The organism is Arthrobacter sp. SAFR-044, assembly GCF_059414985.1.
The window spans coordinates 190,517-202,089 of record NZ_JBPFDN010000003.1 but is presented as its reverse complement, the minus strand read 5'-3'; the positions used below and the strand labels follow the sequence as shown (position 1 = coordinate 202,089).

Sequence of the window (11,573 nt, the reverse complement as noted above, 5' to 3'; positions counted from 1 at the left end):
CTTTTCTGGTGGCGGCGGCTAGTGGGCCACGGCGGCGGCGCCGTGTTCGTCGATGAGGGCGCCGGTTTCGAAGCGGTCCAGCGAGAACGGCGCGTTCAGCTTGTGCGGGGCGCCGGTGGCGATGGTGTGGGCGAAGGTCATGCCGGCGGCGGGGGTTCCCTTGAACCCGCCGGTTCCCCAGCCGCAGTTCACGAACATGTTCTCCACCGGGGTGGTGCCCACGATCGGCGAAGCGTCCAGGGTGGTGTCCACGATGCCGCCCCAGGTCCGGAGCACGTGCGCCCTGGCGAAAATGGGGAAGAGTTCGACGGCGGCCGCCATCTGCTGCTCGATCACGTGGAAGGAGCCGCGCTGGCCGTAGCCGTTGTAGGAGTCAACGCCGGCGCCCATGACCAGTTCGCCCTTGTGCGCCTGGGAGACATAGACGTGCACGTGGTTGGACATGACCACCGTGGGGTGGACGGGCTCGTGCAGCTCGGAGACCAGGGCCTGCAGCGGGTGCGACTGGATGGGCAGTTCGAAGCCCGCCATCTCGGCCAGGACCGAGCTGTGGCCGGCGGCGCAGAGGCCCACCTTTTCGGTGTTGATGGTGCCGCGGTTGGTCTTGACGCCTACCACGCGGTTGCCGTCCTTGACGAATCCGGTCACCTCGCAGTTCTGGATGATGTCCACGCCCATTTCGTCACACTTGCGGGCGAAGGCCCAGGCCACGTGGTCGTGCTTGGCGATGCCGGCGCGGGGCTGGTAGGTGGCGCCCATGACCGGGTAGCGGATGTTGTCGCGGATGTTCAGGATGGGGCAGAGTTCCTTGACCTGCTGCGGGTCCAGCCATTCCGCGTCGACGCCATTCAGCTTGTTGGCGCCCACGCGGCGCATGCTTTCGCGCACGTCGCCCAGGGTGTGGGCCAGGTTCATTACGCCGCGCTGGCTGAACAGAAAGTCGTACTCGAGTTCCTCGGGCAGGATTTCCCAGAGCTTGAGGGCCTGTTCATAGATGGCCGCGCTCTCGTCCCAGAGGTAGTTGGAGCGGATGATGGTGGTGTTGCGGGCCATGTTGCCGCCGGCCAGCCAGCCCTTTTCCAGGACGGCGATGTTGGTCATCCCGTGGTTCTTGGCCAGGAAGTAGGCGGTGGCCAGGCCGTGCCCGCCGCCGCCGACGATCACGGCATCGTAGGAGGACTTGGGTTCCGGGTTCCGCCAGAGGAAGTCCGGGTGCTCCGGAAGGTGCTGGGTGCTCACTGGGCGGCTCCAATCAGGTCTGCCTCGATGCCGGCCAGGTTGGCGTCGGCGGAGAGGTGCGGGTAGAGGGGGAACTTGCCAGCCAGGGCCGTTACGCGTTCCCGGAGTTCGACGGCGGTGTCCCCGGGGAGGGTGCCGGTGCCGGCGGAGGCAATCAGGGCCGTGGCGATGATGTCCGCAACCTCGGTGAACTCGGCGGCGCCGAAGCCGCGGGCGGCCAGGGCGGGGGTGCCGATCCGGAGGCCGGAGGAGACCATCGGCGGGCGGGGGTCGAAGGGGACGGCGTTGCGGTTGACCGTGATGCCGATCTGGTGGAGTGCGTCCTCACCCTGCTGGCCGTCGAGTTCGGAGTGGCGGAGGTCAACCAGGACCAGGTGGACGTCGGTGCCGCCGTTGACCACGGAAATGCCCGCGGCTGCGACGTCGTCCTTGAGGAGTCGCTCGGCCAGCAGCTTGGCGCCCTGCAGCACCCGCTCCTGGCGTTCCTTGAATTCGGGGGCGGCAGCGAGCTTGAACGCCACGGCCTTGGCGGCCACAACGTGCTCCAGCGGACCACCCTGCTGGCCCGGGAACACCGCGCTGTTGATCTTCTTGGCGTATTCCTCCTTGGCCAGGATGACGCCGCCGCGCGGACCGCCCAGGGTCTTGTGGGTGGTGGTGGTGACCACGTCCGCATACGGGACGGGGTTCGGGTGCAGGCCGGCGGCGACGAGTCCGGCGAAGTGCGCCATGTCCACCATGAGGTAGGCACCCACGAGGTCGGCGATGCGGCGGAACTCGGCAAAGTCCAGCTGGCGGGAGTAGGCGGACCAGCCGGCAACGATCAGCTTGGGCTTGTGTTCCAGGGCCAGGGCTTCCACCTCGGCCATATCGATCCGGAGGTCTTCCTCGCGGACGTGGTAGGGAACCACGTTGTAGAGCTTGCCGGAGAAGTTAATCTTCATGCCGTGCGTGAGGTGTCCGCCGTGCGCCAGGGAGAGCCCCAGGATGGTGTCGCCCGGGTTCAGCAGGGCGAACATGGCGGCGGCGTTGGCCTGGGCACCGGAGTGCGGCTGGACGTTGGCGAACTGAGCGCCGAACAATGCCTTCACGCGGTCGATGGCCAGCTGCTCAATGACGTCCACGTGCTCGCAGCCGCCGTAGTAGCGCTTGCCCGGGTAGCCCTCGGCGTACTTGTTAGTGAGCACCGAGCCCTGGGCCTCCATGACGGAGGCCGGAGCGAAATTCTCCGACGCAATCATTTCCAGGGTGGACTGCTGGCGGTGCAGTTCCTGTGCCACAGCGGCGGCGACGTCGGCGTCGACCGTGGCGAGCGAGGCGTTCAGTACGTCCTGCATTGTTCTCCTTTTGAGCCCTTCGGAGTTACTGACCTATAACTGATCTGTAACTGATATATTAGAACTGTCGTAATAGTATGTTCCAGATCACTTGGACGTCAATAGCACTCCTGGGAAGGCTCGAAATGAGCGTCACATTAGAGAACCACCTGGCCGGCGACGGGGACCTCTCACTCTCCGAACAGGCCTACCGGCACCTCCGGGACCGACTCATCATGCTGGACATCCGGCCGGGCGAGGCGATCAACGACGGCAAGCTGGCCGCCGAGCTCGGGATCGGCCGGACGCCGGTCCGGGAAGCCCTCAAGCGGCTGGAAAGCGACCACCTGGTGGTGTCCTATCCCCGCCGCGGAACGTTCGCCACCATCGTCGACATCACTGAACTGGCTGACGTCTCCGAGCTGCGCGAATCCCTGGAACCCCTGGCCGCACGCCGGGCCGCGAAGCTGGCAACGCCCGCGCTGCGGGCGGAAATCCGGGAAACCGCGGCCGCGATCTCCACCATGGGCGATGACGACGATCCCTACGACCTCATGCGGTACGACATCAAGGTCCACCGGCTGATCTACCGGGCCGCGGCCAACGCGCACCTCGAGGACGTCCTGATCCGCTACGACAACCTGGCCACGCGCATCTGGTGCATGGTGCTCGAAAAGGTCCCGTCCGTCGCGTCCCACATTGCCGAGCACGTGGAGCTGCTGGAGGCAGTGGCCGACGGCGACGCGGAGCGGGCGGGCAAGCTCGCCTTGGAGCACGTCACCAGTTTCGAGCAGGCCATCCGGAACGTGCTCTAGCCGTCGTGTCCAGCCGCGGCTAGCCCAGCCGGGCCCGTACCTCCTGCGCGAATTCCATCGTGGTGGCCGAGCCGCCCAGGTCCGGTGTGGCGATGCCGTCTGCCAGCGCTGACTCGAAAGCGCCGGTAAGGGACTGCGCGGCCGCCGCCTCGCCCAAATGGTCCAGCATCATGGCGGCAGCCCAGAGGGCGCCGACGGGGTTGGCGATGCCCTTGCCGGCGATGTCCGGGGCGGAACCGTGGACTGGCTCGAACATCGACGGGTGCCGGCGCTCGGGGTTCAGGTTGGCACTCGGGGCGATGCCGATGGAACCGGCCACTCCGGCCACGAGGTCGGACAGGATATCCCCGAACAGGTTGGATGCGACGATGGTGCGGACGCTGGTGGGCTTCATGACCAGCCGGGCCGCGAGCGCATCGATGAGCACCTTGTCCACCGTGACGCCGGGGAACTGTTCCACCGTCCGGGCCACCACTTCGTCCCAGAACGGCATGGTGTGGATGATGCCGTTGGATTTGGTGGCCGAGACCAGGATGCCGCCGCGTTTCGTTGCGGCCTCTGCCGCGTAGCGGGCCACCCTGCTGATGCCGGCTTTGGTGAAGACGCTCTCCTGGACGGCGAACTCAGCGTCCGTCCCCGTACCGAAGCGGCCACCGATCTGCGAGTACTCACCTTCAACGTTTTCCCGGACCACCACAATATCCAGGTCCTCAAGTCCCGGCATCGCTCCTTTGACCCCGGGCAGCAGCTTCATGGGGCGAAGGTTGACGTACTGGTCGAACTCGCGGCGGATGGGAATCAGCAGTCCCCACAGGGTCACGTCATCCGGAACGTCAGGCGTGCCCACCGCTCCCAGGTAGATCCCGTCGCCGCTGCTGAGCTGCTCGATGCCGTCCACCGGCATCATGCGGCCGGTTTTGGCGTAGAGGTCGCTGTTCCAGTCACGGACCCGCCAGTTGACGGCGAAGCCATGCAGCCCGGCCACAGCATCCACGCAGCCCATGGCCACTTCGGTGACGTCGACGCCGATGCCGTCGCCCGGTATTGAATCGATGGTGTAGGTGCGGCTCATGTGTGTCCTGTCATCTCTGGCGTTCCTTATATGGGTAAGCAAAGGCTGTTCCAATTGCAGTCGATGCGACCTAGTGTCAGGTTCGGAGCATACGTGGGAGGAAGGCCATGGGTTCGCGCCTGATGCTTGTCAGCGCGGACTCGATGGCACCCTGGACCACCACCTCTGCTCCGAGCTTGCTTGCAACGAGGTCAGGGAGCGGCAGGCCGGAGTCCCGGGGCAGCAGGGTACGCGCGTGTTCCAGGACAGGCTCGATGCCGAGCGCGATCCCGCCTGCGATGACTACCCGCTCAATGTCCAGGAGACTGGAGAGGACCACGGCGATCCGTGCCAGCCGGACGCCGAGCCGCGCGATGATGTCGCTTGCAAGCGGGTCCCCGTCGCTGGCCGCTTGGAAGACATCTTCTGCGCTGATTTCCCCCTCGGGTATGTGCCGCAGCGTGGTAGCTCCGTCGTAGGAGCGGATGCGCGAACGCGCCCACTTCCGCGCAAGCGCGCCGAACCCGTCCGAGCCTCCCTCGTCGGGGACGAGCTTGCTGTCAAACACGTCCAGGAACCGCATCTCACCAGCCCCGCCACGGCACCCGCGCAGCAGGCTCCCGTCGACGATCAGGCCGGCGCCAAACCGCTCCCCGGATAAAAGAGTTGCCACATTGGGGGACTGCTCCTGCGCCTGCTCGGCGATGGCGGCAAGGTTGGCGTCGTTCTCCACGATGACCTTGCCCTGGAGGTTCGAGGCGAATCCGGAATTCATCAGCTGCCAGAATTCCCCTCCGTCCGGGGACGCGCCGTCCCCGTCGACCGGGGCGGGAACGCCTACCACCGTAAGCAAAACGTCGTCGACGTCGCATCCGACATCGCTGAGCGTCACGTGGATCAGCTCCCGGACGTTGGCAACCCGTCCGGCGCGGCCCAGTGCATGGGAGTCAATGCCTTGGCGGCGTTTTCCCAGCTCACGGCCGCGCAGGTCAGCGACGATGGCAGTGAGATGGCTTTCGCCGGCATCAAGCCCCACGACTACGCCGGCAGATTCTCGGAGTTGATAGCGGCGGGCCGGCCGGCCCTTAGGCGCCGGGCCGGAGTCACCGCCATCGACCACTTCCTCGAGCCAACCGGCCTCAACAAGCCCCTGGCAGACCCCGAGCACTGTGGCACGGGTCAGCCCGGTCGCTTCCATAGCCTCACCCGCCGTAAAAACTTGTTCCTGGAGGGCGAAGCGCAGCAATGCTTCCGAGTTGATCTGCCGTAACAGTTGGGTCGAGCTCGCCGTAGTTCCGTCCACCCCTTGACGATAGCCCCTGCATCCCCCATCCTCGTATAGGACCTAAATATAAGATCCAAATAAACTCTCATCGAAAGCCCTTAGGAGCCGATGTTGCCACCTTTGATGCCCGCAGGGACGCCAGTCTCACGACGTACTTTCCTCGCCGCTGCCGGGGGTACGCTGGCTGCTTTCGGCCTGGCTGGGTGTGCCCCGGCAGGGGCCGCGCCAACCATCACCTTCCACCAGTCAAAACCGGAGGCGGTGCCGTACTTCCGCGACCTGGCTGCGAAGTTCACTGCATCGCAGGACCGGTACCGCGTCCTCCATGACATGGCAACAAATCTTTCCGCCAGCTTCGTCCGCAGCAGTCCCCCCGATCTTGGCTGCCTGAACTACAACCTGGAAATGGCGCGGTTCATGGAACGGGGAGCCCTGGCGGACCTCTCCGACCTCCCGGAAGCAGGCTCCATCCGCGAAGACGTCGCGGACCTCACCAACTGGTACCCCACGTACCCGGGCCGGACAAGCGTTATCCCCTACTCGGTCATGGCGGCGTCCGTCATTTACAACCGCAGCATCTTCGAGGCAAACGCCCTCTCAGTCCCCACTACCTGGGATGAGCTCATCGACGTGTGTGAACGGCTCAAGGCGGCGGGTATCACTCCGATCTACGGCACGTTCCGGGAACCCTGGACCATCGCGCAGGGCCTGTTCGACTACACAGTGGGCGGCATGGTGGATGTGCGGGCCTTCTACCAATCCATGCACCAGGTGGGCGAGAAGGTTGGCCCGACTTCCGAGGTCTCGTTCCAGAAAACGCTGCTGGAACCTGTCCGGCGCATGGTCCAGCTGAAGAAGTACGTGAACCCCGATGCCGCCAGCCGCGGGTACGGGGACGGCAACACCGCTATGGCGCAAGGGCAGGCAGCCATGTACTTCCAGGGGCCATGGGCCTTCGGTGAAATCGAAAAGGCCGGCACCGGCGTTGAGCTTGGCACCTTTCCCCTGCCGATGACGGACGACCCCGCCGACCTCAAGGTCCGCGTCAACATCGACCTCTCGCTGTGGATCCCCCAGGTCTCGAACGGACAGCAGGGTGCACGCGCCTTCCTCCAGTATTTGCTGCAGCCGGACATCCAAAACCCCTACAACGCCAAGTTCCTGGGCTTCGGCACCGCCAAGGATGCCCCGCCTGTGACCGACCCCCGGATCGTCGAGATGCAGAAGTACTACGACGAGGGCCGCTTCTACATGGGCGCGTCACAGTTCATCCCGAACACGATTCCCGCCGCCAACTACATCCAGTCGATCATCGGCGGCGCCGACCCCGAAGCCACGCTTCGCCGGATGGACGCCGACTGGGCGCGCCTGGCTTTCCGCGCGTAACCGCACTTTCGATTCAAGGCACGAAACGAGGACCATCCATGTCATCAATGACGAGACCTTCCACCAGGGCTGAGGTGACGGCGCCAGCAGCGGCCAAAGCCCCACGGGCGCGCAAAAGCCGGGTCGACCCGCTCTACTATTTCTTCCTGTTCCCGTCCCTGGCGATCTTCACGCTCGCCGTCACGCTGCCCGCCGTGCTGGGCTTCGTGTACAGCTTCACCAACTCCGTGGGGTTCGGCGACTTTGAGTTCATCGGCTTCCGAAACTTCATCGCCGTGTTCCAGGATGACGGAGTCCTCGGATCCTATGGCTTCACGCTGGCTTTTTCGCTGGTGACGGTCATCGTGGTGAACGTCGTCGCGTTCCTCCTGGCGCTGGGACTCACGTCCCGGGTCCGCTTCCGTGCCGCGCTGCGGACGGTGTTCGTGATTCCGATGGTGATTTCCGGCATCGTCATCGCCTTTGTGTTCCAGTACCTCTTCTCGAATTCGCTGCCGCTGATGGGCAAGGGCTTGGGGATCGAGGCGCTCTCCTCAAGCATCCTGGCCAACCCCGACCTTGCCTGGGTGGGGATCGTGTTCGTCACTGCGTGGCAGTCGGTTCCCAGTGCCATGCTGATCTACATCGCAGGCCTCCTCACGGTTCCCCCGGAGGTCTATGAGGCAAGCTCCATCGACGGCGCGTCCCCCTGGCACAACCTGCGGCACATCACCCTGCCCCTCGTTGCCGGGTACGCGGTGATCAACACGGTGCTGGGCTTCAAAAACTACCTCAACGCCTACGACATCATCGTGGGCCTCACCGACGGCGGCCCCGGGGTCTCCACCCGCAGCGTCGCCATGGCGATCTTCCGCGGCTTCGAGGGCGGGGACTACGCCTACCAGATGGCCAACGCCGTGATCTTCTTCCTCATCAGCGTGGCCATCGCACTCATCCAGCTCCGCTTTACCCGTGGCAAAGGAGGGATCGCAGCATGAGCACCGCGACCCGCACCATCCCAGCAAAATCATCGGCCGCAGGAAAGCGCCGGTTCGGCGGCGGCCAGGAACGCACCAACTGGCCCGCCACCGCGCTCCTGATCGTCTGCACCCTCGCCGTACTCGTCCCGCTGTACGTCACCATCAGCATGGCGTTCAAGACCACAGGCCAGGCAGTCGACGGCAACGCGTTCTCCTTGCCCAGCCCCTTGACCTTCGACAGTTTCACCCAGGCGTGGACGCTCACGAACTTCCCCCGCGGCTTCATGATCTCCGTGTTCGTGTCCGTCACCGCTGTCATCGGCGAGATCCTCGTGTCGGCGCTGGCAGCCTACGCGATCGTCCGCAACTGGGACCGCCGGCTGTTCCGCTGGTCGTTCTTCTACCTGCTTGCCGCCATGTTCATCCCGTTCCCCGTGGTGGCGCTGCCGCAAATCCAGCTCACTGGCCTTGTGGGACTGGACAATCCGCTCGGCGTCGCAATCCTGCACATCGTCTTTGCCCTGGCCTTCAACACAATGCTGTTTACGGCGTTCCTGCGCTCAATCCCGCTGGAACTGGAGGAAAGCATGCGGATGGACGGCGCGGGCACATGGCAGGTGTTCTGGCGGCTCATCTTCCCCCTGCTGGGACCCATGAGCGCCACCGTCGGGATCTTCGCCTTCATCGCCTCATGGAATGACTTCATGATGCCGTCGCTCATCATTTCAGATCCCGAAATGCAGACGATTCCGGTGCTGCAGAAGATCTTCCAGACGCAGTTCAGCAACAGCTACAACGTTGCCTTCGCTTCCTACCTGATGGCAATGGCGCCGGCCATCGTCGTTTACCTGTTTACCCAGCGCTGGGTCATGTCCGGCCTCACGCAGGGCGCGGTCAAATAACGGACGTCCCCACCGGAATACCCACCACTACCACTGAAGGAACCAATTTTGCCCACCACTGCCACAATGGCTGCCCGCACCGACGCACCCCGCATGGACGATCCCAACTGGTGGCGCCAGGCGTCCGTGTACCAGATCTACCCCCGAAGCTTCGCCGATTCGAACGGCGACGGCATCGGTGACCTGAAGGGCATCACCGCCAAGGTCCCGTACCTGAAAACGCTGGGCATCGACGCCGTGTGGCTGAGCCCTTTCTACCCTTCGGCCCTCGCGGACGGCGGCTACGACGTGGACGACTACCGCAATGTGGACCCGCGGCTGGGCACCCTGGAGGACTTCGACGGGATGGCCCAGGCACTGCATGACGCCGGCCTCAAGCTGATCGTGGACATCGTGCCCAACCACTCCTCCGACCGGCACGAGTGGTTCCAGGAAGCCCTCGCTGCGCCGAAGGGCTCCCCGGCCCGGGACCGCTACGTCTTTCGTGACGGCCTGGGCGACAACGGCGAGCTGCCGCCGTCGGACTGGGTCTCTGTGTTCGGCGGCCCGGCGTGGGAGCGCGTCACCGAACCTGACGGAGCCCCCGGCCAGTGGTACATGCATATCTTCGCCAAGGAGCAGCCCGACCTCAACTGGGACAACCGGGAGGTCCGGGAGGACTTCCTCACCACCCTGCGTTTCTGGTCTGACCGCGGGGTGGACGGTTTCCGCATCGACGTCGCCCACGCACTGACCAAGAACCTCGAGGAAACCCTGCCCTCGACGGCAGACCTCGAGGCCCAGGGCGAAGCGCTGTACCTCGAAGGCCGGCACCCTTACTGGGACCGGGACGAAGTCCACGGGATCTACGCCGAGTGGCGCAAGGTGTTCAACGAATACACCCCACCGCGCACCGCCGTCGCCGAAGCCTGGGTCCATGCGGACCGCCGAGCCCGCTACGCCAGCCCGGAGGGTCTCGGCCAGGCCTTTAACTTCGACCTGCTGCAGGCCGACTTCGACGCCGGCCAGTTCCGGAAGACGATCACCAAGAACCTGGCCGAGGCGGAAGCCTCCGGCGCTTCGTCCACCTGGGTGTTCTCGAACCACGACGTGGTCCGCCACGCCACGCGCTACGGGCTGCCTGCTTCCGAAGATTCGGCGGGTGGCATCATGGCCGGGCAAGCCGGCAAGCAGTGGCTCGTGGCCGGCGGCAGGCAGGAGGACGTCGACGCCGAACTCGGCCTGCGCCGTGCGCGCGCTGCATCCCTGCTGATGTTCGCCCTGCCCGGTTCCGCATACCTGTACCAGGGCGAGGAACTGGGCCTGCAGGAAGTCGGCTGCGAAATTGCCGACGCCGACCGCCAGGACCCGGCTTTCTTCCGCAACAAGGGGGTGGAGATCGGCCGCGACGGCTGCCGCGTTCCGCTGCCCTGGACGTCCGTGGGAAGCTCCTTCGGCTTCGGGCCGGGCGGCTCGCACCTGCCGCAGCCTGAATGGTTCGGCGGCAGCTCGGTCGAAGCCCAGGAAGCGGAGGAGGACTCTACCTTGTCCCTCTACCGGCGGGCGCTGGCACTGCGGTCGGAGCTCCAAACAGCCGAAGCACTGGAGTGGCTGGAAACCGGCAGGGATGACGTGGTGGCCTTCCGCCGCCCCAACGGCTGGACGTCCGTGACGAACTTCGGCGCCGAACCCTTCAAGCTGCCCGCCGGTGAGGTGCTTGTCTCCAGCTCGCCGCTGGAAGCAGGCTTGCTGCCGGGCGCCGCCACGGCGTGGCTGCAGTGACCGCCACCATCGAAGCCGCGGCTGCGCATGATCTCCGGATCGGGATCGACATTGGCGGGACGTGGATCAAGGGCGCACTCATCGACCTGGCCAGCGGCACCCCTGCCGGCGCAGTCCGCCGCCTCCAAACACCTGCGGGCGGCAACGTAGGGGCCGTAGCAGACACCATGGACCGGCTGGTCGCGGAGCTCGAGGTTGAGTGCCTTGGGGCTGCGGGCCGTCCTGTGGGTGTCGCGATCCCCTCGATCGTCAAGCGGGGCATTGCCCACTCCGCAGCGAACATGGACGGCAGCTGGATCGGACTTGATGTCCAGTCCTACCTGAAGTCGCGACTTGGCCGGCCCGTCCGCGTCGTGAATGACGCCGACGCTGCCGGCATGGCGGAAGCCCTCTACGGCGCCGGCACAGCCAGGAAGGGCGTTGTGCTGGTCCTGACACTGGGCACGGGCATCGGATCTGCATTGATCGTCGACGGCAGGCTGGTACCCAACTTCGAGCTGGGGCATCTGGAAGTTGACGGCTTCAAGGCGGAATCCCGGGCCTCCGCCGTCGTCCGCGAAAACGAAGGCCTCGGCTGGGTGGAGTATGCCGGCCGGCTGCAGCGGTACCTGGCACATGTTGAGTTCCTGTTCTCGCCGGACCTCATCATCATCGGCGGAGGAATTTCGGCGTGCAGCCAGGAATACCTGCCCCGCCTGTCGCTGCGCACTCCGGTCATCCCGGCAAGCCTGGAAAACTCGGCGGGCGTGGTGGGCGCAGCCTTGCAGGCGTCCGCCGCCTGGAACTAGTTCATTCAAAAATTCCTGAAGTGTGACGTGGAATACTTCACTACAAATGCCGCCGGACGTGCCGGCGGCGG

At 65.3% G+C, this 11,573-nt stretch carries 10 protein-coding genes; 6 read left to right on the top strand and 4 right to left on the bottom strand.

What is annotated here, in order from left to right; all coding sequences use genetic code 11:
• Positions 1–18: 18 nt before the first annotated feature.
• Together ACR65J_RS05980 and glyA are read right to left on the bottom strand one after the other, a co-directional pair.
• The gene (locus ACR65J_RS05980; protein ID WP_440166969.1) at positions 19–1,239 is read right to left on the bottom strand and encodes a sarcosine oxidase subunit beta family protein; all 1,221 of its coding nucleotides are present in this window, start codon (positions 1,237–1,239) and stop codon (positions 19–21) included.
• Complete coding sequence (gene glyA / locus ACR65J_RS05975) at positions 1,236–2,576, bottom strand: serine hydroxymethyltransferase (protein ID WP_440166967.1); 1,341 nt, start codon at positions 2,574–2,576, stop codon at positions 1,236–1,238. Before glyA ends, ACR65J_RS05980 begins: the two co-directional genes overlap by 4 nt.
• A 125-nt stretch (positions 2,577–2,701) precedes the next feature.
• Between glyA and ACR65J_RS05970 the strand changes: the two genes are divergently transcribed.
• Complete coding sequence (locus tag ACR65J_RS05970; RefSeq protein WP_440166965.1) at positions 2,702–3,370, top strand: GntR family transcriptional regulator; 669 nt, start codon at positions 2,702–2,704, stop codon at positions 3,368–3,370.
• Positions 3,371–3,389: 19 nt separating this feature from the next.
• Here ACR65J_RS05970 and ACR65J_RS05965 read toward each other — a convergent pair whose 3' ends face one another.
• Both ACR65J_RS05965 and ACR65J_RS05960 read right to left on the bottom strand, forming a co-directional pair.
• The gene (locus ACR65J_RS05965; RefSeq protein WP_440166963.1) at positions 3,390–4,442 is read right to left on the bottom strand and encodes a tartrate dehydrogenase; all 1,053 of its coding nucleotides are present in this window, start codon (positions 4,440–4,442) and stop codon (positions 3,390–3,392) included.
• A 76-nt stretch (positions 4,443–4,518) separates the two neighbouring features.
• Positions 4,519–5,619: an ROK family protein gene (locus ACR65J_RS05960; protein WP_440166961.1), complete on the bottom strand. Its 1,101-nt coding sequence runs from the start codon at positions 5,617–5,619 to the stop codon at positions 4,519–4,521.
• Positions 5,620–5,814: 195 nt separating this feature from the next.
• On the opposite strand from ACR65J_RS05960, the gene ACR65J_RS05955 reads away from it, so the two are divergent.
• The 5 genes from ACR65J_RS05955 to ppgK are packed head-to-tail and all read left to right on the top strand — an operon-like array spanning position 5,815 to position 11,502.
• Entirely contained in the window at positions 5,815–7,092 is a 1,278-nt protein-coding gene (locus ACR65J_RS05955) for an ABC transporter substrate-binding protein (protein ID WP_440166959.1), read from the top strand.
• 38 nt (positions 7,093–7,130) lie between these two features.
• Positions 7,131–8,069, top strand: coding sequence for a carbohydrate ABC transporter permease (locus ACR65J_RS05950; protein WP_440166957.1), 939 nt, complete (start codon positions 7,131–7,133; stop codon positions 8,067–8,069).
• Positions 8,066–8,953, top strand: a complete 888-nt coding sequence (locus ACR65J_RS05945) for a carbohydrate ABC transporter permease (RefSeq protein WP_440166955.1) — start codon at positions 8,066–8,068, stop codon at positions 8,951–8,953. Before ACR65J_RS05950 ends, ACR65J_RS05945 begins: the two co-directional genes overlap by 4 nt.
• 48 nt (positions 8,954–9,001) lie before the next feature.
• Positions 9,002–10,714, top strand: coding sequence for a glycoside hydrolase family 13 protein (locus ACR65J_RS05940; RefSeq protein ID WP_440166953.1), 1,713 nt, complete (start codon positions 9,002–9,004; stop codon positions 10,712–10,714).
• A complete protein-coding gene (ppgK, locus tag ACR65J_RS05935; RefSeq protein ID WP_440166951.1) occupies positions 10,702–11,502 on the top strand; it encodes a polyphosphate--glucose phosphotransferase in 801 nt (266 codons plus the stop codon). The genes ACR65J_RS05940 and ppgK overlap by 13 nt, the downstream gene beginning before the upstream one ends.
• The last annotated feature ends 71 nt before the right edge of the window (positions 11,503–11,573 follow it).